The sequence below is a fragment of the Pelagerythrobacter marensis genome (assembly GCF_036700095.1).
GTDB lineage: Bacteria > Pseudomonadota > Alphaproteobacteria > Sphingomonadales > Sphingomonadaceae > Pelagerythrobacter > Pelagerythrobacter marensis_A.
Genome location: NZ_CP144918.1, coordinates 1,370,857 through 1,395,494, shown reverse-complemented (window position 1 = coordinate 1,395,494; position 24,638 = coordinate 1,370,857). Strand labels below are relative to the sequence as shown.

Genomic DNA, 24,638 nt, shown 5'->3' with positions numbered 1-24,638 from the left:
GCGGCGCCCTTCAGGCATTGCCCACCACGAAGCAGGCGGCGGCGACCAGCGCCCCGGTCCAGCGGTTCGCCCGGAAGCGGTCGAGCGGGTTGGCCGGGTCCGCCGGGTCGAGCGTCGCCACTTGCCAGGCGAGGTGCGCGGCCGCCGGGATCAGCGCCAGCAGCGCCACCCAGTCGGCGCGCAGCAGCCAGAAGGCGAGCGCCCACAGCGCCACCGCGCCGGCATAGAACAGCGCCACGCCCGGCTTCACTCGCGCGCCCAGCCGCAGGGCGGAGGAGCGGATGCCGACCAGCGCGTCGTCCTCCCGATCCTGCAAGGCGTAGATCGTGTCGTAGCCGATCACCCACAACACGCACCCGGCGTAGAGCGCGGCCAGCGCGTCGAGGTTGTCGCCGCGCAGCGCGATCCAGCCGACCGGCGCGCCCCAGCTGAACACCAGCCCCAGCCAGGCCTGCGGCCACCAGGTGATCCGCTTCATGTACGGATAGGCGGCAACCATCGCCAGGCTCGCCAGCGCGACCAGCTGCGCCTGCCAGCGGAGCTGGAGCAGGACCACAAGGCCCACCGCGCACAGCGCCAGCAGCCAGGCCCAGGCCAGCCGCTTCGATATCCGCCCGCTCGCGACCGGCCGCACCGCGGTGCGCGCCACCTTGCGATCCAGATCGGCGTCGACGATGTCGTTGTAGACGCAGCCCGCCCCGCGCATCGCCACGCTGCCCAGCAGCAGCCAGGCGAGCAGCGCCCATTGCCCGCCCGCGCCCGCCAGCCACACGCCCCAGGCGCAGGGCCAGAACAGCAGCCACCAGCCGATCGGCCGGTCGAACCGCGCAAGCTGCGCCAGGTCGCGCGGGACCTGCGGCAGTCGCGCCACGAGGCCGCGATGTTCGCTGTCGGGGACGATGCTGTCGCTCATCCTGTCTGCCCTAGCCAGCCGGCGCGGTCGGCGAAAGCCGCGATCGCGCACTTGATCGCCCGCCGCGCTCGGCTAGGCCGTCAATTCGTACGACGCACGCACGAGGACTCCATGCCCGCCACCCCCGCCTGGCCGCCCCGCTCGACCCCTCGCCTCTATATCGACGGCGAGATCGGGCCGGGGGCGACCGTCGCGCTCGATCCGGGCCAGGCGCGCTATCTCGTCGCGGTGATGCGCCGCGGCGAAGGCGATCCGGTGCGGCTGTTCGACGACCGGACCGGCGAATACCTCGCCCGGCTCGGCCCCGGCGGCGCGCGCGCCTGCACGGTCATCGTCGAAGAGCGCCTCGCCCCGCGCGAGGACGTGCCCGACTTGTGGCTCTGTGCCTCCCCGATCCAGCGCGACAACTTCGCGCTGATCGCGGAAAAGGCCTGCGAGCTGGGAGTGCGCCGGTTCGTGCCGGTCGCCATGCGCCGCTCGGTCGTGCGCAAGGTCAACGAAGAGCGCCTGCGCAAACGCATGGTCGAAGCCGCAGAGCAGTGCGGGCGCACCGCGCTGCCCGAACTCGCCCCCGCGACCGACCTCGACCGCCTGCTCCGCGACTGGCCGGCGGGCCGCACGCTGTTCTTCGCCGACGAGCTGGGCGGCACCCCGGCCCCGCAGGCGTTCGCCGGCCATCCCGGCCCGGCCGCGCTGCTGGTGGGGCCGGAAGGCGGGTTCGACGATGCCGAGCGCGAGGCGGTCCGCGCCCTTCCCGCCGCCCGCCCGATCGCGCTGGGGCCGCGCATCCTGCGCGCGGAAACCGCCGCCATTGCCGCCACCGCCGTATGGATGGCGACTTGCGGCGACTGGCAAGCGCAGAAAAATTCGTAGAAGAATAATTTCCTTCCCACGAAAGGTGCGGTTTCCTACCCCCTCCCGAATGAGCACACGCGAGGCTGCCGCCGCCGAGGACCCGATCATCGAGAGCCGCGACCAGCTGGTCGCGCCGATGCAGCGGGGGGAGAAACCCAGGGATGCCTGGCGCATCGGGACCGAGCACGAGAAGCTCGTTTACAAGCGCGAGGATTTCCACGCCCCCAGCTACGACGAGAGCTGCGGCATCCGCGATCTGCTGCTCAACCTGAAGCAGTTCGGCTGGGAACCGGTCGAGGAAGGCGGCAAGGTCATCGCCATGCGCGGGGCGGACGGCACGGTCAGCCTGGAACCGGCGGGCCAGCTCGAACTGTCGGGCGCGCCGCTCGAAAACCTGCACGAAACCTGCAACGAGACGGGGCGCCACCTCGAACAGGTCAAGGCGATCGGCGAATGCTGCGGGGTCGGCTTTCTCGGCCTGGGCATGTGGCCCGACAAGACTCGCGAAGAGCTGCCGGTCATGCCCAAGGGGCGCTACGACATCATGATCCGGCACATGCCGCGCGTCGGCAACCTCGGGCTCGACATGATGCTGCGCACCTGCACGATCCAGGTCAATCTCGACTACGGCAGCGAGGCGGACATGGCGAAGAAGTTCCGCGTCGGCCTGGCGCTCCAGCCGCTCGCCACCGCGCTGTTCGCCAATTCGCCCTTTACCGAAGGCAAGCCCAACGGTTTTCTCAGCTATCGCAGCCATATCTGGTCGGACACCGACCCGCACCGCACCGGCATGTTGCCGTTCGTGTTCGAGGACGGCTTCGGCTACGAACGGTGGGTCGATTACATGCTCGACGTGCCGATGTATTTCGTCTTCCGCGACGGGAAATATATCGACGCCGCGGGGCAGAGCTTCCGCGATTTCCTCGACGGCCGGCTGCCCGCGCTGCCGGGGGAAAAACCGCGCGAGGGCGACTGGTGGGATCACCTGTCCACCGCCTTCCCCGAGGTGCGGCTCAAGAGCTTCCTCGAAATGCGCGGCGCCGACGGCGGGCCGTGGAACCGGATCTGCGCCCTGCCCGCCTTCTGGGTCGGCCTGCTCTACGACCAGACCGCGCTCGATGCCGCGTGGGACCTGGTGAAAGGCTGGACGACGGAAGAGCGCGAGGCGCTGCGCGGCGCGGTGCCGAAACTGGCGCTCGACGCGCCCGTGCCCGGCGGCGGAACCTTGCGCGAACTGGGCCGCGAAGTGCTCGCCATCGCACGCGCCGGCCTCGCCGCGCGCGCCCGGTTCAACACCGGGGGCGACAACGAAACCGGCTTCCTCGAAACGCTCGACGAAATCGTCGCCAGCGGCAAAGTCCCCGCGCAACGCCTGCTCGACCTCTACCACGGCGAATGGGCAGGCGACGTGACGCGGGTTTACGAGCAGAGTTTCTAGCCGCCCCCGATACGACACCAAAACTCCCGAGCCCCAGCGCAGGCTGGGGCCTCAGGCCGCTGGCGTGTCGCCCGATAACCCTCCGCGCACCCACGCAGGCTGGGACCTCAGGCCACAGGCGCTATGTCCAATACCCTTCCGAGCCCCAGCGCAGGCTGGGGCCTCAGGCCGCTGGCGCTCCGCCCGATAGCACGAGGTCCCAGCCTGCGCTGGGACTCGGAAAGGGACTCGGGAATATGGCAAAAGTAGCTTGACAATTGTAACCCATTGGGTTATAGGAGCCCAGCCAGCACACTCTGGCACACAGCGACGGGGGCGGAGCGTGTACGCGTCACGCAGGCCGCTTCGTCCAGACGGCCGGTGCCTCGGGGGGCTAGTGACCTTTTAGAGAAAGCCCCCTTAGCCGGTTTGCGAGGAGTTTTCGGGGGACCTGTCCCTTCCCGCCCTGCGGTGGGCCTCAACGCCGCAGAGCCAAGGGACACCCCCCGACGGATACGGTGCCGGCGAGCCCTGGCCGTATCTCGCCTCGCAGCCCTTAAGGGCCGAGCGGAAGGTTGCCGTAACCCCTTTCGCCGTTCGCAACGATGTTACCAAGGCAACCCTGTGACGCCCAGGTGGCAATCCTGTGATGCCCAGGCGGCACCGGCCGATTCCGTCCGCTTGCCTGTATGCTCCGGCGTAAGGTCCGCACTCGCCAGCGGATGGTGGGGTGTGGGTGGGTGTTTTTCCGCTTCTCCCCCTCCGTTTCTCTCCCCTTCCTCTCTCCCCTCCGTTTCCCCCCTCTCCGATCCCCAGCGCAGGCTGGGGTCTCGTGCTAGCAGGCGACACGCCAGCGGCCTGAGGCCCCAGCCTACGCTGGGGCTCGGGGAGGTATCAGACGCAGCGCCAGCGGCCTGAGGCCCCTGCCTTCGCAGGGGCTCGGAGGGGGCCGCCTTGCGGAATGGCCTCAGTCCGGCTGTGCGAAGTGGCTGGGCAGGTGCGCGTTGACGATGCCGCCGTCGACGGTGAGCGTTTCGCCGATCGTATAGTCGCCCGCGCGGCTGGCCAGGTAGACCGCGGTTCCGCCCATATCGAACTTGTCCCCCACGCGCCTGCTGGGGATGCCGGCGGCCGATTGCTCCTCGTGATCGCGCGCGGCGCGGTTCATCCTGGAAGGGAAGGCCCCCGGCGCGAGGCTGGTGACGTAGACGTGATCCTTCACCAGCCGCGCGGCCATCCGCCGCGTCAGATGGATCAGCGCGGCCTTGCTCGCCTGATAGGAATAAGTCTCCCACGGGTTCACCCGCTGCCCGTCGATCGAGGTGATGTTGATCACTTTGGCCGGCCGTTCGGCGCTCGCCGCCGCGGTCAGCAGGGGGTGGAGCTTCTGGGTGAGGAAGAACGGGGTCTTGACGTTGAGGTCCATCACCTTGTCCCACCCGCTTTCGGGGAACTCGGCATAGTCGGCGCCCCAGGCCGCGCCGGCATTGTTGACGAGGATATCGAGCCGGCTTTCGCGCCCCGAAATCTCCGCCACGAGTTCCTCGATGCCGGCCATCGTCGAGATGTCGCCCTGAATCGGCACGACTTTCTCGCCCAGTTCCTCCGCCGTTTCGTGCAGTTCGCCGCCCTTGCGCGCGGTGATATAGACTTTGTCGATTCCGGCGGCGAGGAACCCTTCGACGATCATGCGCCCGATCCCGCGGCTGCCGCCGGTCACCAGCGCGATGCGTCCTTCGAGGCTGAACAGGTCTTCGAGGGTCATTGCCATTCCTTCCACCGTCATCCCGGACTTGATCCGGGATCCCGCTCGTTTTTTTTGCCCGCCGCGGGAAGAAAGCGGGACCCCGGCTCGGTGGCCGGGGTGACGACACGTCCTAGTAGCCCGAAAGCTCCGCCACGCGGCCGGCGTGGTAGTGAACGTCGCCCATGAATTCCGCCAGGGCGCGGTCGCGCTTCATGTAGAGGCCGATGTCGTATTCGTCGGTCATGCCGATGCCGCCGTGCATCTGCACGCCTTCCTTCACCGCCAGCCCTGCGGCCTTGCCGACCTTGGCCTTGGCGACCGAGGCCATCAGCGAAGCGTTCTCCGCCCCCGCGTCGAGAAGCTGCTGCGCCTTGATCGTCGCGGCGCGGGCGATCTCGACTTCGGAATAGAGATGGGCGGCGCGATGCTGGAGCGCCTGGAACTCGCCGATCAGCTTGCCGAACTGCTTGCGCTGCTTGAGGTAATCGACCGTCATATCCATCGCCCCGCGCGCCACGCCCACGCCTTCGGCAGCGGCGCCGACCCGGCCGGCGTCGAGCATCCGGTTGAGAATCTCGCGCCCGCCGTCGACTTCGCCGATCACGGCATCGCCGTCCAGCTCGACCCCGTCGAGCGTCAGATGGCTCGCCATCGAGCTGTCGACCAGCCGCACCGCATTGTGATCCAGCCCGGCCGCGTCCTTGGGCACCGCGAACAGAGTCACGCCGTCGGCGTCATCCTCGGTGCCCGAAGTGCGCGCGGCGACAACGATCATGTCCGCGCTCGCGCCCTGGACGACGAAATCCTTGCGCCCGGAGAGCTTGAAGCCGTTGCCCGACTTCTCCGCCCGGGTGGCAATGCGTTCTGGCCGGTGCTTCGCGCCTTCGTCGATCGCCACGGCGAACACGCTGTCGCCCGCGATCAGGCCGGGCAGCCAGCGACCGCGCAGATCGTCGTTTGCCTGGCCGAGCGCGGTGGCGGCGACCACCGAACTGGTCAGGAACGGCGAGGGCGTGAGATTGCGGCCGATCTCCTCCAGCACGATGCCGGCCTCGACATGGCCCATGCCGAGCCCGCCGTCGGCCTCGGGCACCAGAATGCCGGTGAAGCCCATTTCGGCCATCTGTTTCCACAGCGCATGGCCGAAGCCGTCCTTGCACTCGCGGTCGCGCCAGTGGCGCAGCTGTTTGGCGATCGCGCCTTCCTCGGCCATGAACTGGCTCGCGGTATCGGCAAGCATCGCCTGATCGTCGTCGTGATAGAGCGGCATTTCTTTCTCCCTAGCCCCCCTCCCGCCTGCGGGAGGGGAGCGAGACTTGCGCTTGCGCAGCAAGTCCTAGTCGCAGCGGGGTGGGCTTGTCGGCCGAGGCCCACCCCCGGCCCCTCCCGCAAGCGGGAGGGGAGATTGGCTCAAGCCCCCGGCAGCTCCAGAATACGCTTGGCGATGACGTTGAGCATGACCTCGCTCGTCCCGCCTTCGATCGAATTGGCCTTGGTCCGCAACCAAGACCGCGCTGCCGAGCCGCCGCGCGATTCCTCGCTGTCCCACTCGAGCGCGGCGGACCCGCCCGCTGCCATCATCAGTTCGTGACGGCGCTTGTTCAATTCGGTGCCGGCATATTTCATCATGTTGGGCTGCGCCGGGTGCGCCTTGCCCACTTTCACCTCGTCGAGGAACTTCTCGGCCATGGCCGAGAACGCGAGAGCGTCGACGTCGAACAGCGCCAGTTCCGCGCGCAGGACGGGATCCAGCTCGCCCGTCTGGCGCTTGAGCATCGCGCCGATGCCGGCACCGCGTTCCGAATTGTCGGCGCCCGAAATCATCTCGCGCTCGTGACCGAGCAGGTACTTGGCCACGTCCCAGCCGCGATTGATCTCGCCCACATACTGGTCTTTGGGCACCTTCACGTCGTCGAAGAACGTCTCGCAGAACGGGCTGTTGCCGCTGATCAGCTTGATCGGCTTGGTCGAAACGCCGGGCGATTCCATGTCGAACAGCATGAAGGTGATGCCCTGATACTTGTTCGACTTGTCGGTGCGGACGAGGCAGAAGATCCAGTCCGCCTTGTCGGCATAGCTGGTCCAGATCTTCTGGCCGTTGACGATCCAGTGATCGCCCTTGTCCTCGCCGAAGGTCTGCAGGCTGACGAGGTCGCTGCCCGAGCCCGGCTCCGAATAACCCTGGCACCAGCGGATTTCGCCGCGGGCGATCTCGTTCAGGTATTTGCGCTTCTGTTCCTCGGTCCCGAATTTCAGCAGCGCGGGACCGAGCATCCAGATGCCGAAGCTCGACAGCGGCGGGCGCGCGTTGATCCGCGCCATTTCCTCGCGCAGGATCTTGGCTTCGGGCGGGGACAGGCCGGCCCCGCCGTATTCGCGCGGCCAGGCCGGCACGGTATAGCCCTTGTCGCGGCACGCCTCGAACCAGGCCTTCTGCGCGTCGCTCTTGAACGTGGCCTTGCGGCCGCCCCAGTACACGTCCTCCTCGCCCTGCACGGGCTCGCGCATCTCGGGTGGGCAGTTGGCTTCCAGCCAGGCGCGCGTTTCGGCGCGAAAACTGTCTAGGTCGGACATGTCAGGCAGGCTCCTCTCGGGAAAATCCGGCGGCAGGTCGATGCCGCCTGCTTTACGTGCAGGTTAAGGTGATTCGGCCCCTTTCCGCAAGCGCGTTCGTGCCGCTCCGCCATGCCGTAACGTCATCACAACCGCGTTGACGCGAGTTTACCTTCCCGTAAGCTTGGCGGCGAAATTCGGGAGGAGAGGCCCTGCATGAGATACCCTGCCCAGACGACGGCAACCGGCGGTCGCGCGCGCCGGCTCCGCTGCGAAGCGGCATCGTGAACGCCCCTGCGCACAGCGGCCCGCTGCCGCTGCGGATCAAGCTTGCCAACGGCTTCGGCGCGATCGCCTTCGGGGTGAAGGACAACGGCTTTTCCGTCTTCCTCCTGACGTTCTACAATCTCGTCCTGGGCATGGAGGCCTGGCTGGTCAGCCTCGCCCTCGTGCTCGCTCTCATCATCGACGCCTTCGTCGATCCGGTGCTGGGCAACCTTTCGGACCGCACCTACACGCGCTGGGGGCGGCGCCTGCCCTGGCTCTATATCGCGCCGATACCGCTCGGCATCGCCTGGTACGTGCTCTGGTCGCCGCCGGTCGACGGGCCGCCCAGCTTCGCGCTGCTGCTGGGCATGGCGGTGCTGATCCGGCTGCTGCTTTCCGCCTGCGAAGTCCCCTCCGCGGCGCTCGTGCCCGAGCTGACCCGCGATTACGACGAACGCACCACGCTGTTCCGGTTCCGCTACCTGTTCGGCTGGACCGGCGGCCTCGCCCTGCTGTTCCTGACCTACAGCGTGTTCCTGAGCGACGGCCTGCTCGATCGGGAAGGATACGAGATCTACGGCCTGGTCGGGGCCGTCGTCATCGTGGTCACCACGCTCCTGTCCGCGCTCGGGCAGCACAAGTTCGTGGCGCGCTATCCCGAAACCAAACCGCCCTCGTTCAGCGTGAAGACCGCGTTCGGCGAAATCGTCGAATCGTTCTCCGAACGCGCGTTCCTGATCTTCGCCCTGGGGGCCGTGGCGGCCTATATCACTCAGGGGATGACGTTCGCGCTGTCCAATTACCTGTTCTATTTCGTGTGGGAATTCACCGAAGGCGCGCTTGCGATCTATCCTTTCGTGCTTCTCGCCAGCGTCGTCATCGTTTTTCTGACCCTGGGCACGCTTCATCGCCGCTTCGGCAAGATCCGGGTCGCCTCGGGCGCCACGATTCTGGCCACGGTGTTCTGGCTGATCCCCTATGGCCTGCGCCTGGCCGGGGTCTGGCCGGAAGTCGGCAGCGCCACCTCCACTGCGATGCTGTTCGCGTTCGTCCTCGTCAGCAACAGTTTCACCGTGATGGTGCTGGTTTCGGCATCGTCGATGGTGGCGGAGATCGTCGAGGCGTTCGAGGAGCGCACGGGACGCCGGGCCGAAGGCGCGTTCTATTCGGGCAACTGGTTCGTGCAGAAATGCGCCACCGGGCTGGGCATTCTGACCGCGGGCGTCATCGTATCGCTGTCCGGTTTGCCGAGCGACGCCAGCCCCGGTAATGTCGCGGCGCCGGTTATCGACAGCGTCATCGTGCAATATTGCATCATGATCGCCGCGCTCGGGCTGTTCTCCGCCTGGTGGCTCGCCCGCTTCCCCATCGACCGCGCCGATCACGAGGCGCGCCTGGCGGCGCTGGACGCCGCGGCCCGCGGAGACCTGGACGCAAACACGATGGCCCCGTGAACGGCGCGGACGAATGCGCTTGGCGCGCCCTTGCGCCTCTGCCAGTTTCACCGGGCAACGAGATCGAGATCTAGAAGAGGAACAGCGACAAAATGAACTTCGAACCCACCGAAAGACAGCAGTACTGGCGCGACCGGGTGCGCGATTTCATCGAAACGAACGTGCGCCCCAACACCGGCACATATGCCGAGCAGGACGCGCAGGGCGATCGCTGGAAGGTGATCCCGATCGTCGAGGATATGAAGGCCAAGGCCAAGGCGCAGGGCATCTGGAACCTGTTCATGCCGCCGCAGGGGCAACTCAGCCACGTCGACGACACGTTCGAATTCGACGGCCCCGGCCTGACCAACCTCGAATATGCCCTGTGCGCCGAGGAAATGGGCCGCATCGGCTGGGCAAGCGAAGTCTTCAACTGCTCCGCGCCCGACACCGGCAACATGGAAGTCTTCCACCGCTACGGCACGCGCGCGCAGAAGGATCGGTGGCTGAAGCCGCTGATGGAAGGCGAAATCCGCTCCGCCTTCCTGATGACCGAGCCGGACGTCGCCAGCTCCGACGCGACCAATATCGAAACCCGGATCGAGCGCGACGGCGACCACTACGTCATCAACGGCCGCAAGTGGTGGTCGTCGGGTGCCGGCGACCCGCGCTGCAAGATCGCGATCGTCATGGGCAAGACCGATTTCGGCGCGCAGCGCCACGCGCAGCAGTCGATGATCGTCATGCCGCTCGATGCCGAAGGGGTCACGATCGAACGGCACCTGCCGGTGTTCGGATACGACGACGCCCCCCACGGCCACATGGAAATCACGCTCGACAACGTGCGCGTTCCGGCGGACAATCTGCTGCTCGGCGAAGGGCGCGGTTTCGAAATCGCGCAGGGGCGGCTCGGCCCGGGCCGCATCCACCACTGTATGCGCACGATCGGCGTTGCCGAGGAAGCCCTCGCCAAAATGTGCCGGCGCCTGCAGGCACGCGAAGCTTTCGGGAAGCCGATCTACAAGCACTCGGTCTGGGAAGAGCGCGTCGCGCGCGCCCGCATCGATATCGAGATGACCCGCCTGCTGTGCCTCAAGGCCGCGGACATGATGGACAAGGTCGGCAACAAGACCGCCAAGCAGGAAATCGCCATGATCAAGGTTCAGGCTCCGAACATGGCGCTGAAGATCATCGACGATGCCATCCAGGCGCACGGGGGCGGCGGCGTGTCGAACGACTACGGTCTCGCCAAGGCTTACGCCCACCAACGCACGCTGCGGCTCGCCGACGGGCCGGACGAAGTTCACGCCCGCTCGATCGCGCGGATGGAATTCGCCAAACATGCGCCCCGGCCGGATGGCGACGCCGTCAGCTCGGGCGATATGGGAGCGACACGGTAATGGCAAAGGCAGCGATCCTCGAGAAACCCGGCGAGGGCCTCGTCATCGGCGAGATCGAAGTGGCGGAGCCGCTGGCTCATGAGGTGCTGATCGACACCAGGGCCTGCGGCCTGTGCCATTCGGACCTCCACTTCATCGACGGCGCCTATCCCCACCCGCTGCCGCTCGTGCCCGGGCACGAGGCGGCGGGCGTGGTCCGCGCGGTCGGCAGCGAAGTGAAGACGGTGAAGCCGGGCGACCACGTCGTTACCTGCCTCAGCGCGTTCTGCGGGCATTGCGAGTTCTGCGTCACCGGGCGGATGGCTCTCTGCCTGGGCGGCGACACCCGCCGGGCGAAAGAGCAGGCCCCTCGCCTGACGCGCGGCGATGGGGAGCCGGTGATGCAGCTGCTCAACCTTTCCGCCTTTGCCGAGCAGATGCTGATCCACGAACACGCCTGCGTGGCGATCGACAAGGACATGCCGCTCGATCGCGCCGCCGTGATCGGCTGCGCGGTGACGACCGGGGCCGGGGCGATCTTCAACGCCTGCAAGCTGGTCCCGGGCGAGACCGTGGCGGTCATCGGCTGCGGCGGCGTGGGGCTGGCGACGGTGAACGCGGCGAAGATCGCGGGTGCGGGCAAAGTCATCGCCATCGATCCCCTGGCGGAAAAGCGCGAACTGGCCGAAACGCTGGGCGCGACCCACACGGTCGACGCCGCGGCCGACGATGCCGTGGAGCAGATCGTGCGGCTGTCCGGCGGCGGGGTCGATCATGCGATCGAGGCGGTGGGCCGCCAGGCCAGCGCCGACCTCGCGGTCAAAGTCCTGCGCCGCGGCGGTACCGCGACGATCCTGGGCATGATGCCGCTCGACTGCAAGGTCGGCCTGGGGGCGATGGACCTTCTGTCGGGCAAGAAACTGCAAGGCGCGATCATGGGGATGAACCATTTTCCCGTCGATCTGCCGCGCCTTGTCGACTTCTACATGCGCGGTCTGCTCGATCTCGACACGATTATTGCGGAGCGCATCTCGCTGGAGGAGATCAACGCCGGTTTCGACAAGATGCGCGCAGGCCACAGCGCGCGCAGCGTGGTGATGTTCGACCGATGACCGACACGTCGCAACCCGAGATCGACTACGAGAAAGAGATGGTCGGCACGATCGAAGTGCCCGACCGCGACAAGCTGGACGAGGCCGCGCTCTCCGCCTGGATGGAAGCCAACGTCGAAGGATTTTCCGGGCCGCTGACGCTCTCCAAGTTCAAGGGGGGGCAATCGAACCCGACCTATCGGGTCGATACGCCGCACCGCACCTACGTCCTGCGCCGCCAGCCGTTCGGCAAGTTGCTGCCCAGCGCCCATGCGGTCGACCGTGAGTACAAGGCGATGTCCGCGCTCGGCCCGACCGGCTTTCCGGTGCCGAAGACTTACGGCCTGTGCGAAGATCCCGAAGTGATCGGGTCGAAGTTCTTCGTAATGGACCTGGCCGACGGGCGGTCGCTGTGGAACGGGGCGCTTCCGGGATGTTCGCCTGCCGAGCGGCGCGCAATCTACCACGCGATGATCGACACGATGGCCGATCTTCACCTGAAGGACCCCCAGGCCATCGGCATGGGTGATTTCGGCAAGCCGGACGATTACTGCGCTCGCCAGATCGCGCGCTGGGCGAAGCAGTATCGCCTGTCCGAAACCGAGCATATGCCGCAGATGGAGCGGCTGATCGAATGGCTGCCCGAAACCGTGCCCCCGCAGCACGAATCGAGCGTGGTGCACGGCGACTACCGGCTCGACAACATGATCTTCCACAAGACCGAAAGCCGGGTGATCGCGGTGCTCGACTGGGAACTGTCGACGCTGGGCGATCCGATCGCCGATTTCAGCTATCTCATGCTCAACTGGTTCAGCCCGGCCGACGGACGGGCCGGGCTGGAGGGTCTCGATCTCGAGACGCTCGGCATTCCTTCGGTTGCAGAGGCGGTCGATCGCTACGTGGCGCGGACCGGGTATCCGGTGCCGCCGATGGACTGGTATTTCGCCTATAACCTGTTCCGCCTCGCCGGGATCATGCAGGGGATCAAGAAACGGGTGATCGACGGCACGGCATCGTCGGCCCACGCGAAAACGATGTCCGAACGGGTCGGGCCGCTGGTCGAACGCGCCTATCGGTTCGCGCAGGCGGCGGGGTTAGATTAGCTTTCTTGCCGCACCGGCACGAGGCGGCTAGCAGCCAGGGCCACTTTCAATCCACCGGAGCGCCGCCATGTCCGCCGAACTCGAATCCGCCATCGAAGCCGCCTGGGAAAACCGCGCAGACATCGGCCCGCAGTCGGGCGAAATCCGCGAGCAGGTGGAAGCGGCGATCGCGCTGATCGACAGCGGCGAGGCGCGGGTGGCCGAACCCGACGGCGCGGGCGGATGGAAAGTCAACCAGTGGCTGAAGAAAGCGGTGCTGCTCAGCTTCCGCCTGCGCGACAACGCCGTGATCGAGGGCGCAGTGGGTGCCCCCGCCTACGACAAGGTGCCGAGCAAGTTCGAAGGCTGGGACGATGCCCGCTTCGCCGCCGCAGGCTTCCGCGTCGTGCCCGGCGCGATCGTCCGGCGCGGCAGCCACATCGGCCGGGGCGTGGTGCTGATGCCCAGCTTCGTCAACATTGGCGCCTATGTCGGCGACGGCACGATGGTCGACACCTGGGCTTCGGTCGGCAGCTGCGCCCAGGTGGGGAGCAATTGCCACATCTCCGCCGGCGCGGGAATCGGCGGCGTGCTCGAACCGCTGCAGGCCAACCCCACCATTATCGGCGACAACTGCTTCATCGGCGCGCGCTCGGAAATCGTCGAAGGCGTGATCGTGGGCGAAGGCAGCGTGGTCGCGATGGGCGTGTTCATCACCCAGTCGACCAAGATCGTCGATCGCGCCACCGGGGCGGTCACGCGCGGGAAAATCCCCCCCTACTCGGTGGTGGTGCCCGGCACCCTGCCCGACCCGGCCGGCGGCCCCTCGCTGGCCTGCGCGGTCATCGTCAAGACCGTCGATGCCCAGACGCGCGCGAAGACCGGGATCAACGAGCTGCTTCGCGACTGAGGACCGTTTCCGTCGCGGCCGCACTGCCGGCGGCCGCCACCGGCAGCAGGAACGTTCGCCCGCTCCGAACGTAAATGCCCCATCAGGGTCGCTTTACGGGAGCAAGAACGATGGAACGACAGGGCGATGAGGTTCACATGAACGAGACCGAGGCGAGCGGCGGCTCCAAGGAAGGCGTCGTGCGCTGGGTCCTGATCGTCGGCACTCTCCTGGCGATCGCGGCGCTGACCGTCATCTGGGTGACAGGCGCGCTGACACAGGGCGAAGTCGAAAGCGAAGGCTCCGTCAGCGGGCGGATCGAGGCATCCGAACGCGATACCGGAACCGACAGCATCGTCGACGACCGGTTCGAGGAAATCGAAGGCGCCCCCGAAGGCGGCGACAGCCCTGCCGACGAACCCGGCCGCGTCGGCACCTGATCGATCGGTGGGAAGAAGGGCCGGTAGCGAACCGAGGAAAGGATTCTATCATGCCCGCACAATCGAAGGCCCAGCAACAGGCCGCCGGCGCCGCGCTTTCCGCCAAGCGCGGCGAGACGAAGGTATCCGAACTCCAGGGCGCATCGAAACAGATGTACGATTCGATGAGCGAGAGCGAGCTGGAGGATCTGGCCGAAACCGACCGCGAAGGCCTGCCCGAGAAGAAGTCGGACGACTGACCGCCTCCGGGACGCCGGCCCGGCTCTATTCGGGAACCGGCGTCTCGATCGGCGGCATGTCCGCTTGCTCCGCGGCGACCGCTTCCGCCGCGCGCATGACGCGCAGCACGTTGCGCATCGCGATCTTTTCCAGATCGGCCTGGCTATAGCCGCGGCGCGCCAGCTCGACGAACAGCGCGGGATAGCCGGACACGTCCTCCATCCCCACCGGCCCCGTCGGCATTCCGTCGTAATCGCCGCCGATCCCGATGTGGTCGATCCCGGCAATATCGCGAATGTGATCGATATGATCGGCCATGTCGGCGATTGTCGCCTCCGGCGCCGGATTGGCCGCGTCCCATTCCTCGAGCGCCGCAGCGGCCTGCTCCGGGCGCCCCTGCCACAGCGATTCGAGCCGCGCCTTTTCCGCCTGGCGCCGCGCGTTCCACTGGCGCATGTCTTCGCTGAGATAGCCCGGCAGGCCCACGACCATGACCACGCCGCCGTTTTCCGGCAAGCGGCGCAGGATGGAATCGGGCACGTTGCGCGAATGGCCGTTGATCGCCCGCGCGCCCGAGTGGCTGAAGATCACCGGAGCGACGGCGATGTCGAGCGTGTCGGCCATCGTCGCCTCGCTGACATGGCTGAGGTCAACCAGCATGCCGAGCCGGTTCATCTCGCGCACGACCTGGCGGCCGAACTCGGTCAGCCCGTCGTGCTCGGGATCGTCGGTCGCGCTGTCTGCCCAGGGCGTGTTGCGCGAATGGGTCAGGGTCAGATAGCGCGCGCCGATCGCGTACATCTGGCGCAGGACCGCGAGGCTGGACCCGATCGAATGGCCGCCCTCCATCCCCATCAGCGAGGCGATCCTGCCCTCTTCCACGGCCCGCTCCACATCGTCGGCGGTCAGGGCCAGGGCCAGCCTGTCGGGATAGCGGTCGATCAGGCGCCGGGTCACGTCGATCTGTTCGATCGTCGTCTGCACCGCCGCGGGCTCGTCCAGCGCGGCCGAGACGTAGACCGACCAGAACTGCGCCCCGACTTTCCCCTGGCGCAGGCGCGTGAGATCGGTGTGCATCGTGCGCCCGTCGGCGTGGTCGGCGCCGGTATCGGTCGTATCGACGAAGTCGAAATCGCCGATCATGTTGCGCAAGCGCGCGCGCAGCTGGATCGGCACGTCGTTGTGCCCGTCGAACACCGGCGCCCCTTCCAGCGCGGCCTCGGCCACCTGTTCGGGCGTCTGGGCGAGCGCGCCGGAGGAGACGGTTCCCGCCGAAGCCAGGATCAGCGCGGTCAGCGACAGCGACGACAGTATTCTCATTGCAACCCTTCCAGTTGTTCGGCGAGCGCCATTGCGGCGGCCGGCGCGCGCTCCTTGGCGCCGTTGATCATGAAAGCGAAAACGTCTCCGCCATATCCCGTGCTGCCGGCGCGGTCGTGGGCATAGGGCAGGCCGTCGGGGGCCGTCCCGGCCGCCCATTCGCGGCACATCTCCGCGATCCGGGCCAGACCCTCGCCATCGTATCCCGTTTCGCATTCGGAGCGCATCTTCTGGCACCGCAGATAGGCGAATCCGGCAGTGCGGTCGGCGATCGGCGCGCGTCCTTCGTCTTCGGACCAGACGATGGCGACCCCCGCTTCGCGCGCAAGGTCCACGAATTGCGGGCAGGCAAAGCTGTCGTGCCCCACTTCGATCGCATGGCGCAGCGGCAGCCCGGCGACCTCGGCCGGCAGCAACGCCAGGAAGGCGGCCGTCTCGTCGCGTTCGAAACGCTTGGTCTTGGCCAGCTGCCACAGGATCGGGCCGAGCTTGTCGTCCAGTTCGGCAATGCCCTGCCCGATGAACTTGTCGATCGATTCGCCGGCTTGCGACAGGTCCTTGCGGTTCGTGACGAAGCGCGAACCTTTCAGCGCGAAGACGAACCCCGCCGGGGTCTCGTCGCGCCATTTGGCGAAGCTTTCCGGCTTCTGCAGGCGATAGAACGTGCCGTTGACTTCGATCGCGCCGAGCCGCTCCGCCGCATAGGAAAGCTCGTCGGCCTGACGCAGCCCCTCGGGATAGAAAGTCCCGCCGCGCCAGTCGGGATATGTCCACCCGCCGATGCCGGTTCGGATTGTCATAAGCCCCCAATAAACCTTCGTCGCCGGGTGCCGAGCGTTAAATCCCGGCAGCCCCGGCGGCAACGCCTGTCGGCGGCAGGGCCGTCGCCGGGCGGGGAAACGGATCCGGGCGGCACAGGGCCGCGCCGTATCCGGCGGCGTCAGCGACAGGCGCAACGCCGCCGGCGGACACAATCAGCTGAGGTGCTTCGACACCGCAGCCGTCATCTTGAACATCGAGATCTGCGAATTGCCGATCACCGCGCCCAGCTTGGCATCGGGATTGATCATCCGCTTGTCCTGCGAATCCTGCAGCCCGTTGGCCTTGATGTATTCCCACACCTTCGAGGTGACCTGGGCGCGGGTCATCGGCCCCTTGCCCACGACATTCTCGAGGTCCGATGACAGGGTCACCGGCTTCTGCAGTGCATTGTTCTTGCCAGCCATTTTAAGGTCCTTTCCTTCTTGGCTTGTTGCTGGTTACACAAAATCGTCTTCGTCCCAAGCGCCTTCCCCCGCATCTTCGGGCTGGCGCTTGTACTTGCCCGTCAGCGCCGCGACCGCGACGACATGGTTCTTCATCGCCGCGACCAGATCGTCGCGCCCGGCCCCGGGCATGAGCGTCAACGGCAGATCGAGGGCGAAAAGCTGGAAAACATACCGGTGCGCCCCGTCCTCCCGCGGCGGCTCCGGCAGGAGCCATTCGGAATTGCGATGCGCATTCTTGCCGACACGCGGGGGCGCCTCGCCTTCGAGCAGCTTGCCGCGCTGTCCGGCCAGCCCCCACACGAGCCAGTGGCACGGCGGGGAATCGCCCGGCGCATCGGCATCCTCCACCACCAGGGCAAGTTCCTGGGTGCCCGGCGGCGGTGCGGTCCATTCGAGAGGGGGAGCGACGGCATCCTCCTCGTCCGCGGTGAAACAGGGATCGAGTTCGCCGCCGTCCGCGAATGCCGGGCTGGAAAGAGCAAAGCCCCCGCGCGCCAGACTGCGCTCGTCGCCCAACTGTGCGATCGTCAGGCGCCCGTCACCCGGACCCGAGCCTTTGAGCGCTCCAGCAAGCCAGGACGGGACGGTACTCGACATCGGAACTCCTGTTGTTTCAGGCGATGCAGCCTAGGGGCAACCGCCCGGTCTCGCGAGAGCGGTACGGCGCAAATGCGGGGTTTTCCACCGATCAGAGCCCGATTTCGGCCAAACGAGCCCAAAAACCGTGCCGTTTTCGCACTTTACAACGCCAACCCGCTTGCGCAGCCCGCCGGTGGCAGGCATCGTGGGGCATCGCGAACCGCCCTGCGGCACGCCCCCGGGGCACGAGGGGAGGGTATATAATGGGTCGAGGTCGCACCGCGCTCAGCATCGTTCTTGCAGGCTCGCTCGCCGCTTGCGGCGGCGGAGGGAGCGATTCCAGCGGCAGTGGGCCGATCGGCAGCAACCCGACGTCGACGCCGACCTCGGGCGCATCGGAATGCTCGTTGTCGGCGCGGCAGGATTTCGTCCGCGCCGTGCTCGACGAATGGTACCTCTTCCCCGACTTGCTCGACACCGGCGTGAACAAGAGCGCCTATACCGATCTGCAATCCTATATCGACGCCTTGGTGGCACCGGCCCGGGCCGAGTCGAAGGATCGCTTCTTCACCTACATCACTTCGATCGCGGAAGAAGAAGCCTACTACAACTCGGGCTCCAACGCAGGCTTCGGCATTCGCCTCGGCTACGATACCGGCAGCAACCGCGTGTTCGTGATCGAGGGGTTCGAAGGCGGCCCGGGGCTGGCGCAGGGGCTCGACCGCGGGGTCGAACTGCTGGCCGTGGGGGCCAGCGCGTCCTCGATGCAGACCATCTCCGACCTGATGGCGTCGGGCGGGCCGCGGGCCGTGATCGACGCGCTCGGACCGTCCGATCCCGGCGTGCAGCGCGTGTTCCAAATCCGGGAAACGAGCGGCACCGAACGTCAGATCACGGTGACCAAGGCGGAATATCCGCTCGACCCCGTGTCCGACCGCTATGGCGCCAAGGTCCTCGACGATGGCGGCAAGAAGGTCGGCTACATCAACCTGCGGACCTTCATCGGACCGGCGGAAACCGACCTGCGCGAAGCCTTCGCCGACTTTCGCGCGCAAGGCGTGACCGAAGTGATTGTCGATTTCCGATACAACGGCGGCGGGCTGGTCCGTATTGCGGAGCTGATGGGGGACCTGATGGGCCGCGACTACGTTGGCCAGGTCTTCAGCCACACCACGCTGCGGCCTTCGAAATCCAGCGAGAACGAAACCGACCTTTTCGGCGCGCAGAACCAGTCGATCGCGGCCACGAAGATCGCCTTCATCGGCACCGGCGGCACGGCCTCGGCCAGCGAACTCGTCACCAATGCCTTCATCCCCTATCTCGGCACCGACATGGCGCTGGTGGGGACGAACACATACGGCAAGCCGGTCGGCCAATATGCCTTCGACCGCAGCAATTGCGACGACCGGCTGCGGGCGGTGACGTTCAAGACCGAGAATGCCGACGGCCAGGGCGAATACTTCACCGGCCTGGCAAGCGTGGTGCCGGTAACCTGCCGCGCGACCGACGATATTCTCAGTCCGCTGGGCGATCCGGGGGAAGCTTCGATCGCTCAGGCGCTCGCCTTCCTGCGCGGCGGGGCGGGCGTGTGCAGCGCGATCGGCGACCGGGACGCCACGGCCGCGCTGCGCGACCCGACCGCCCGGTCGATCACCGCCCGGCGCGAGGTGCTCCAGCCGGACCGGCCCACGCCGGCTCAGCGCGAGACCCCGGGCCTGTTCTGATCTCCCGCCGGTTGGCGGCGATTTGCCTGCGCCGTCTGCGCGTGGCATTATCGCCGCCATGGCGCGCGCCTATTCCACCTTTGCCGAATTCTGGCCGTTCTACTTGCGCGAGCATTCGCGGCCGCGCACCCGCGCTCTGCACTATGTCGGCACGACGCTGGTGGTTCTGATCGCTGCCTTCGCCCTGGCGACCGGGCGCTGGTGGTGGCTGCTGGCGCTGCCGGTGGCGGGCTATTTCTTCGCCTGGGTCGCCCATTTCGGCGTCGAGAAGAACCGCCCCGCGACGTTCACCTACCCGCTGTGGAGCCTTGCCGCGGACTTTCGGATGTGGTGGCTGTGGCTGACCGGCCGGCTGAGGCCCGAACTCGACCGGGCAGGCGTTACGGGTTCGCCGGACCGCTGAAGGGCGTGTCTTCGCTCCAGGCGCAGCCGTGCCGCTGCTCTTCGCCGATCCGCAAGGTGACCGTGAACGGATAGGTCCGGTCGCTCATCCCGTCGGAGCATTCGCCGGGCGTCACGGTCATGTCGAACGGCTGCCCGTCGAGCGATCCCGAATAGCCGAGCCCGTTGTTGCCCGCGAAGCGTTCGACCGCGATCGTGGTGCCGTCGATGTTCTCGGGCGTGGAATAAGTCAGCGACTGGCCGGTGACTTCGCCGCCCCAGAACGGCTCGGTGCCGGTGAAGGTCACCGTCTCGTCCACCCCGATATCGGAGAACGCTTCACCCGGCGCATCGCGCGCTGTCCCGCCCGGCCCTTCGGGTCCGGACTGGCAGGCGGCGAGCGACAGCAGGGCGGCGGCGGCGATGAAAGAACGGGTCATGCCCTCCATTCTATGCCCCCGCGCGCGCAATGGCCAGCGGGAACGGCCCGGCAGGCGGCGGATTGGCCTGTCGAAAGGAGAATCGCGAATGAGCGGGAAATGGTCGCAGGACGAGATCGCCCCCGACCGGAAGCGGGTGCTGGAAGACGCCAAGGACGAGCTGCGCAAGCTGTTCGACCGCGAACCGTCCGGCAGTTGAGGCCGCGGCGATGACGCAGCAACTCTGGTGCGGCTGGAAGCTCGACCGGGGCGAACGCGCGGCGTTGCTGGCCCGCCATCCGCCGCGCTATGCCCGCACCGTGGCCGATCACGTCACTTTCGGACCGGCGGAGGAGACCCGGGCCTTGCCGGAGGCGTCCACGGCGCGGATCGTCGGGCGGGCCGACGACGGCGAGGGGGTGGAGGCGATGGTGGTCGAGATCGGCGGGTCGACCGCGCGGCCGACGGGCGGCACCTATCACGTCACCTGGTCGCTCGCGCCCGGACGCGAAGCGCGCGAAAGCAACGACGTGATCGCCCGCTGCGGATGGGACGGCATGGAGGGCGGCGGCGGCACCTTCCGCCTGATCGCGGCCCGCTGGCCTTATTGAAGCGGGCAGGCCCTATTGCGGCGGGCAGGCTTCGAGCGCCTCTTCCGCACGGCGGACGGCCTTCTCGTGCTCCACCCGGATACGCTCCTGCGCCACGGCGCGCGCCTGGTCGGCCAGCGAGCGCCAGGTGGCTTCCGAACGCAGCGCGCGGTCGCGCACGTTGGCGAGCACCGCGGCCCGCGCTTCGGCAGCCGCTTCGTTGGCGCGTGCTTCGTAGAATTCGAAACCCTGGCTCATCGGGGAAGTCCTTTGCGGAGCGGATGGGGGGCGGATGGAATGCCGGGCGCGGCCGGGTGGGGCGCGCCCGGCAGACCGGATCAATCGGCGGTGGAAAGGTTGATCGCGCTTTCCTTGCCATTGCGGCCGCGCTCGACTTCGTAGTTCAGGCGCTGATCCTTATCGAGCGACTGCATGCCGGCGGCCTGGACCGCGGTGATGTGAACGAAGCTGTCGGCCGAGCCGTCGTCGGGCTGGATGAAGCCATAACCCTTGTCGGCATTGAAGAATTTTACGGTGCCAGTCTTGGACATCGGGTGTTTCCTTTCAAGAAACGGTATTGCTGGCGGACGGAATTGCCCGCCGGTCGTGCGTCGGGTCGTCAAATGAAAGGAAGTCGCCGTCTGGGTTGCGCCGGAGCCGCGCGAAGCGGCGAAAGGCGGTCGTCAAAAGCCGAAGTCCGTCGCAATTTTCGACGTCAGCGCCGCCCATCTAGCACACCTGCGGCGATTCACCTAATCCTCGCTGCGCCGGCGCCGCGCACCTTCTTCGTCGGGGCCGAGCTTGCGGATCATGCGCACCGGGCAGACCCGGGTGCCGTAGGCCGGGTCGGGCACGACCAGGTCCACGTCGATCCCCCGGCAAATCCGCCCGATCCCGCGGTCGCGCAGGCCGATCCGCCACGAGAAGTTCAGTTCCGGGCACCGGCCGAACATCTCGAACAGATAAGTATCGCGCGCGCCGACATCGACATAGATCCGGTCCGCCCCGTCGTCGCTGTCGGGCGCGGAGCGATAGCCGGTGACCGAGCGCGCGTCGAAACACTCGCGCGCGCCGGCCGGCGCTGCGCCGGCGCCCGCGGGCCCGTCCGCCGCCGGGGTGCAGGCGGCGGCGAGCGCCAGGCCGAGCGCGCCCAGCGCTGCGGCGGGAAGATGGGATGGACTGGTCATGGCAACCTCCGTTCTCTCGCTTCGACATCGGCCATGCGGCCGCATCCCGTCAGACGGCGCCCGTTCCCACCGGCCTTGCCAGCAGGTCGTCGGTCACCTCCATCAGCAGCAGCGGATCGTCGGCGGTATCGGCGATCGCATCGGTGAAGGCGCGCCGGGTCTCCGGCTCGTCGTAAACCATCTTCGCGTCGTAGGCCGCCTGCCAGGTCGCGCGGTCGGGCCATTCGGCAACCCCGACGAAGCGCGCGTTGTCGGCATCCCAGTGCAGGCGCGAGCCGAGCGAGCCGTACTTGCGCGCGATCAGCTCGGTCCCCCGCCGCCAGGCCGCGCGAAACTGCGCTTCCTTGCCCGGATGAACTTTCCACCAGTACGCGGCGACGAACATCGGCGCTCTCCCCTTTCCCGTCCCAACACGCGCGGCGGGCCGAATGTTCCGGCGGGCAAGCGGGCGGCGCGGTGTTGACACATGCGACACGATCCAGCGCCCCACTGTCACCTTGTGACCCGGACCTGTCATCTTGTGCGCCCGACCTGTCACCTTGCGCGTCCCGAGTGTCACCTTGTGCGCCCCGCCCTGTCACCTTGCGCCCCCGCGCATCCGCTCCGCCGCGCGCCGCGCATGGCCGGCCCGGCGCGCGAGGTCCCAGCCTTGCGCGAAGCGCCCGCCGGCCCGCGCGCGCAGGCGATAGGCGGACTGGCGGCTCATCCCCACCAGGCGCGCGGCGGCGGCCACGCTCTCCCCCGCGGCGAGCGCATCGAGGAAGGCGATCGCCTTGGGCGAAGTCCAGCGATAGTCGGCATTGGCCCGGCGGCCCGGACGGGAGGCTGCGCGGGCGGCGGCGCGGGGCGCGGCGTCGGGGGGAATCGATTCGTGCGTCATGGGGGAGTTTAAGGCACAGGCGCAGGGGTGTAGGAAAGTCTTTTCCGGCACCCCGCCGGCGCTATTCCGCCACGCGAAAGGAGTTCCCCATGGCCGATCCTGTTTCCCTCGACCCGCCGCTCGAAGGCCGCTGCCTGTGCGGCGCGGTCACCGTTCGCCTGCACGAGGCGAAGCCGGGGGTGGAGGTGTGCCACTGCGACATGTGCCGGCGCTGGACCGGCGGCCCGTTCTTCTCGCTGCACGGATTGCAACCCGAAGCGTTCGAGCTGGCGGGCGAGGATGCGGTGAACCGCTACGATTCGTCCGAATGGGCCGAACGCGCGAGCTGCGGGCGCTGCGGCAGCAACCTGTGGTACCGCTTCAAGCCCGCCGGGACGGTCTCTTTCATGGCGGGCCTGTTCGACCTGCCGGCCGACTGGCCGATCGACGAGCAGATCTTCGTCGACGAAATGCCGCCCCACGCCGCGCTCGCCGCCGACACCCCGAAGAAGACCGGCGCCGAAGTGATCGCCGAAGCCAGGTCCGCGGGGTTCGACTTCGGCTGACCCCTCGCGCGGGGACGGCCGCGGCGCCGACCGCCCCCAGCGCCACAGCAGCGAGACGGTCGCGCAGACAAAAGGCGGCTACACCGTTTGCAAATCCGGCCAGGGCGTGCGGAGGAAGCCCCCTCCCCCTGTCATCCTGAACTTGTTTCAGGATCCATTCCCCAAATCGTGCCGTGCTTGCCGGTGGCACGATAGATCCTGAAACGAGTTCAGGATGACGAGAAGGGAACGGTGCGCTTCCTTGCCAAAACCGCGCTCAAGCAGCGCAGCGATAGCGCAGGCAAAAGGCGACTACACCGTTTGCAAGTCCGGCCAGGGCATGTGGAAGAAGCCCCGCCTCCCTGTCATCCTGAACTTGTTTCAGGATCCATTCCTCAAATCGTGCCGTCCTTGCCGGTGGCACGATAGATCCTGAAACAGGTTCAGGATGACGAGAGGGGAACGGTGCGCTTCTTTGCCGAAACCGCGCTCAAGCAGCGAAGCGATAGCGCAGACAGCGAATCGCACTTCGGCTGCGCTACCGGCGCCGCCCTGCGCTACAGCGCCTTCTCGGGGCGCGGGTCGTGGCTGTGCTTCGCTTCCTTGCCGAAGTGCCGTTCCAGGCGCTGGGCGAGCGTGCTGGCGGCCTTGCGCGCGGCGGCGTCCACTTTGTCGGCATGTTCGGTGACGCCGATCGCCCGGCCGCCGCGCGGGCGCGCCTCGATGGTGCAGGCCTTGTCGTCCGTCCCGCCTTTCGATCCGTTCTCGTCGCGAACATGGATTTCGAGCCGGGTCAGCCGGTCGGCGAAGCGCGCCAGCTTCTCGCGAACCTGCGCCTCGATCCGCTCGGCGACGTTTTCGGTGCCCATGACGGAGCTGTCGGAATTGAACTGGACCTGCATATCGGAATGCTCCTCTCGGTTGTGGTTCTGTCATAGCCCGAGATGGGGAGGACCGGCGCGCGATGCCAGCGGAATCGGCGGCCCTGCGATGCCCGCAGCGCGCGGCGCCGGGCGGGCCAAGCGGCGCGGGCGCTCGCTTTGCCGCAGGGCAGGCGATTTCATGCAGGGTGCGCGGGCAAAAGCGCCTACGCTGCGCGGCGGGGCATACCGCCCCGATGGGAAAAGACCATGGCCAAGGGCCAACGCAAGTCGAACAAGGAAATCCGCAAACCCAAGGCCGACAAGGGCCCCAGGCCCAACGCCAGCCAGCCGAGCCTGAAGCCCGGCGGGATCAAGGGGCTGGAGAATATGAAGAACGGCTGACGCGGCGCGCGCCGCGCGCCCGCCTCACCCCGCGCCGCCGGCAGGGCCGCCCTCGCGCCCCTGCTTGCGCGCGTGGGCCGCGATCGCTTCGTCGAGTTCGGCGATCCGGCGGCGTTCGGGGGTGTCCCTGGCCAGGCCCTTGAGCCGGCAGGTCGCCCACAGCGCCTTGCGCTCGGACTGCATCGCCTTGAGATAGAGATCGGCCATCGCGGGCCT

30 protein-coding genes are annotated in these 24,638 nt (G+C 67.5%); 14 read left to right on the top strand and 16 right to left on the bottom strand.

Features of this window, described 5'->3' with window-relative positions:
• Positions 1–10: 10 nt before the first annotated feature.
• Positions 11–913, bottom strand: a complete 903-nt coding sequence (gene ubiA / locus V5F89_RS06505) for a 4-hydroxybenzoate octaprenyltransferase (RefSeq protein WP_338447430.1) — start codon at positions 911–913, stop codon at positions 11–13.
• Between the two features lie 111 nt (positions 914–1,024).
• Here ubiA and V5F89_RS06500 point away from each other — a divergent pair, with 111 nt between their 5' ends.
• Entirely contained in the window at positions 1,025–1,786 is a 762-nt protein-coding gene (locus tag V5F89_RS06500) for a 16S rRNA (uracil(1498)-N(3))-methyltransferase (RefSeq protein WP_338447429.1), read from the top strand.
• 49 nt (positions 1,787–1,835) lie between these two features.
• Complete coding sequence (locus V5F89_RS06495; RefSeq protein ID WP_338447428.1) at positions 1,836–3,206, top strand: glutamate--cysteine ligase; 1,371 nt, start codon at positions 1,836–1,838, stop codon at positions 3,204–3,206.
• A gap of 946 nt (positions 3,207–4,152) precedes the next feature.
• On the opposite strand, the gene V5F89_RS06490 is transcribed toward V5F89_RS06495, so the two are convergent.
• From V5F89_RS06490 to V5F89_RS06480, 3 genes are all read right to left on the bottom strand, one after another.
• Positions 4,153–4,950, bottom strand: coding sequence for an SDR family oxidoreductase (locus V5F89_RS06490; protein ID WP_338447427.1), 798 nt, complete (start codon positions 4,948–4,950; stop codon positions 4,153–4,155).
• A gap of 112 nt (positions 4,951–5,062) precedes the next feature.
• Positions 5,063–6,202 (bottom strand): acyl-CoA dehydrogenase, encoded by a 1,140-nt coding sequence (locus V5F89_RS06485; RefSeq protein ID WP_338447426.1) that lies wholly within the window; start codon positions 6,200–6,202, stop codon positions 5,063–5,065.
• A 140-nt stretch (positions 6,203–6,342) separates the two neighbouring features.
• The gene (locus tag V5F89_RS06480) at positions 6,343–7,506 is read right to left on the bottom strand and encodes an acyl-CoA dehydrogenase family protein (RefSeq protein WP_338447425.1); all 1,164 of its coding nucleotides are present in this window, start codon (positions 7,504–7,506) and stop codon (positions 6,343–6,345) included.
• A gap of 263 nt (positions 7,507–7,769) precedes the next feature.
• Here V5F89_RS06480 and V5F89_RS06475 point away from each other — a divergent pair, with 263 nt between their 5' ends.
• The 7 genes from V5F89_RS06475 (at position 7,770) to V5F89_RS06445 (ending at position 14,305) form a co-directional block, all read left to right on the top strand.
• Positions 7,770–9,206 carry an MFS transporter gene (locus tag V5F89_RS06475; RefSeq protein ID WP_338447424.1) on the top strand — a complete coding sequence of 479 codons (1,437 nt, stop codon included), beginning with the start codon at positions 7,770–7,772 and terminating at the stop codon, positions 9,204–9,206.
• 92 nt (positions 9,207–9,298) lie between these two features.
• Positions 9,299–10,585, top strand: coding sequence for an acyl-CoA dehydrogenase family protein (locus V5F89_RS06470; protein WP_338447423.1), 1,287 nt, complete (start codon positions 9,299–9,301; stop codon positions 10,583–10,585).
• Positions 10,585–11,676 carry a Zn-dependent alcohol dehydrogenase gene (locus V5F89_RS06465; protein WP_338447422.1) on the top strand — a complete coding sequence of 364 codons (1,092 nt, stop codon included), beginning with the start codon at positions 10,585–10,587 and terminating at the stop codon, positions 11,674–11,676. The genes V5F89_RS06470 and V5F89_RS06465 overlap by 1 nt, the downstream gene beginning before the upstream one ends.
• Entirely contained in the window at positions 11,673–12,758 is a 1,086-nt protein-coding gene (locus V5F89_RS06460; RefSeq protein WP_338447421.1) for a phosphotransferase family protein, read from the top strand. The genes V5F89_RS06465 and V5F89_RS06460 overlap by 4 nt, the downstream gene beginning before the upstream one ends.
• 67 nt (positions 12,759–12,825) lie before the next feature.
• Positions 12,826–13,647, top strand: a complete 822-nt coding sequence (gene dapD / locus V5F89_RS06455; protein WP_338447420.1) for a 2,3,4,5-tetrahydropyridine-2,6-dicarboxylate N-succinyltransferase — start codon at positions 12,826–12,828, stop codon at positions 13,645–13,647.
• 110 nt (positions 13,648–13,757) lie between these two features.
• A complete protein-coding gene (locus tag V5F89_RS06450; RefSeq protein ID WP_338447419.1) occupies positions 13,758–14,066 on the top strand; it encodes a hypothetical protein in 309 nt (102 codons plus the stop codon).
• A 50-nt stretch (positions 14,067–14,116) separates the two neighbouring features.
• Positions 14,117–14,305: a DUF3008 family protein gene (locus V5F89_RS06445; protein WP_338447418.1), complete on the top strand. Its 189-nt coding sequence runs from the start codon at positions 14,117–14,119 to the stop codon at positions 14,303–14,305.
• 25 nt (positions 14,306–14,330) lie between these two features.
• On the opposite strand, the gene V5F89_RS06440 is transcribed toward V5F89_RS06445, so the two are convergent.
• From V5F89_RS06440 to V5F89_RS06425, 4 genes are all read right to left on the bottom strand, one after another.
• Entirely contained in the window at positions 14,331–15,605 is a 1,275-nt protein-coding gene (locus V5F89_RS06440) for a dipeptidase (RefSeq protein ID WP_338447417.1), read from the bottom strand.
• Complete coding sequence (locus tag V5F89_RS06435) at positions 15,602–16,405, bottom strand: DUF72 domain-containing protein (protein WP_338447416.1); 804 nt, start codon at positions 16,403–16,405, stop codon at positions 15,602–15,604. The genes V5F89_RS06440 and V5F89_RS06435 overlap by 4 nt, the downstream gene beginning before the upstream one ends.
• A gap of 174 nt (positions 16,406–16,579) precedes the next feature.
• The gene (locus V5F89_RS06430) at positions 16,580–16,831 is read right to left on the bottom strand and encodes an SWIB/MDM2 domain-containing protein (protein WP_338447415.1); all 252 of its coding nucleotides are present in this window, start codon (positions 16,829–16,831) and stop codon (positions 16,580–16,582) included.
• A gap of 33 nt (positions 16,832–16,864) precedes the next feature.
• Complete coding sequence (locus V5F89_RS06425) at positions 16,865–17,470, bottom strand: YbhB/YbcL family Raf kinase inhibitor-like protein (RefSeq protein ID WP_338447414.1); 606 nt, start codon at positions 17,468–17,470, stop codon at positions 16,865–16,867.
• Positions 17,471–17,715: 245 nt separating this feature from the next.
• Between V5F89_RS06425 and V5F89_RS06420 the strand changes: the two genes are divergently transcribed.
• Together V5F89_RS06420 and V5F89_RS06415 are read left to right on the top strand one after the other, a co-directional pair.
• Positions 17,716–19,176, top strand: coding sequence for a S41 family peptidase (locus V5F89_RS06420; RefSeq protein WP_338447413.1), 1,461 nt, complete (start codon positions 17,716–17,718; stop codon positions 19,174–19,176).
• A gap of 58 nt (positions 19,177–19,234) precedes the next feature.
• Entirely contained in the window at positions 19,235–19,579 is a 345-nt protein-coding gene (locus V5F89_RS06415; protein ID WP_338447530.1) for a DUF962 domain-containing protein, read from the top strand.
• On the opposite strand, the gene V5F89_RS06410 is transcribed toward V5F89_RS06415, so the two are convergent.
• The gene (locus V5F89_RS06410; protein ID WP_338447412.1) at positions 19,557–19,997 is read right to left on the bottom strand and encodes a hypothetical protein; all 441 of its coding nucleotides are present in this window, start codon (positions 19,995–19,997) and stop codon (positions 19,557–19,559) included. The two genes, V5F89_RS06415 and V5F89_RS06410, sit on opposite strands and share 23 nt — an antisense overlap.
• Positions 19,998–20,206: 209 nt before the next feature.
• Between V5F89_RS06410 and V5F89_RS06405 the strand changes: the two genes are divergently transcribed.
• The gene (locus V5F89_RS06405) at positions 20,207–20,587 is read left to right on the top strand and encodes a hypothetical protein (protein ID WP_338447411.1); all 381 of its coding nucleotides are present in this window, start codon (positions 20,207–20,209) and stop codon (positions 20,585–20,587) included.
• Between the two features lie 12 nt (positions 20,588–20,599).
• On the opposite strand, the gene V5F89_RS06400 is transcribed toward V5F89_RS06405, so the two are convergent.
• From V5F89_RS06400 to V5F89_RS06380, 5 genes are all read right to left on the bottom strand, one after another.
• On the bottom strand, positions 20,600–20,824 hold the full coding sequence (locus tag V5F89_RS06400; protein ID WP_338447410.1) for a hypothetical protein: 225 nt from the start codon (positions 20,822–20,824) through the stop codon (positions 20,600–20,602).
• Between the two features lie 80 nt (positions 20,825–20,904).
• A complete protein-coding gene (locus V5F89_RS06395; protein ID WP_338447409.1) occupies positions 20,905–21,117 on the bottom strand; it encodes a cold-shock protein in 213 nt (70 codons plus the stop codon).
• Positions 21,118–21,318: 201 nt separating this feature from the next.
• Positions 21,319–21,753, bottom strand: a complete 435-nt coding sequence (locus V5F89_RS06390) for a DUF6491 family protein (protein WP_338447408.1) — start codon at positions 21,751–21,753, stop codon at positions 21,319–21,321.
• A gap of 49 nt (positions 21,754–21,802) precedes the next feature.
• Positions 21,803–22,138 carry an antibiotic biosynthesis monooxygenase family protein gene (locus tag V5F89_RS06385; RefSeq protein WP_338447407.1) on the bottom strand — a complete coding sequence of 112 codons (336 nt, stop codon included), beginning with the start codon at positions 22,136–22,138 and terminating at the stop codon, positions 21,803–21,805.
• Between the two features lie 192 nt (positions 22,139–22,330).
• Positions 22,331–22,633, bottom strand: a complete 303-nt coding sequence (locus V5F89_RS06380; protein WP_338447406.1) for a helix-turn-helix domain-containing protein — start codon at positions 22,631–22,633, stop codon at positions 22,331–22,333.
• An 89-nt stretch (positions 22,634–22,722) separates the two neighbouring features.
• Between V5F89_RS06380 and V5F89_RS06375 the strand changes: the two genes are divergently transcribed.
• Positions 22,723–23,178, top strand: coding sequence for a GFA family protein (locus V5F89_RS06375; protein ID WP_338447405.1), 456 nt, complete (start codon positions 22,723–22,725; stop codon positions 23,176–23,178).
• A 536-nt stretch (positions 23,179–23,714) separates the two neighbouring features.
• Here V5F89_RS06375 and V5F89_RS06370 read toward each other — a convergent pair.
• Positions 23,715–24,059 carry an HPF/RaiA family ribosome-associated protein gene (locus V5F89_RS06370; RefSeq protein WP_338447404.1) on the bottom strand — a complete coding sequence of 115 codons (345 nt, stop codon included), beginning with the start codon at positions 24,057–24,059 and terminating at the stop codon, positions 23,715–23,717.
• Between the two features lie 228 nt (positions 24,060–24,287).
• Here V5F89_RS06370 and V5F89_RS06365 point away from each other — a divergent pair, with 228 nt between their 5' ends.
• Positions 24,288–24,422, top strand: a complete 135-nt coding sequence (locus tag V5F89_RS06365) for a hypothetical protein (protein ID WP_338447403.1) — start codon at positions 24,288–24,290, stop codon at positions 24,420–24,422.
• A gap of 24 nt (positions 24,423–24,446) precedes the next feature.
• Here V5F89_RS06365 and V5F89_RS06360 read toward each other — a convergent pair whose 3' ends face one another.
• Positions 24,447–24,629, bottom strand: a complete 183-nt coding sequence (locus V5F89_RS06360) for a hypothetical protein (RefSeq protein ID WP_338447402.1) — start codon at positions 24,627–24,629, stop codon at positions 24,447–24,449.
• Positions 24,630–24,638: the final 9 nt, after the last annotated feature.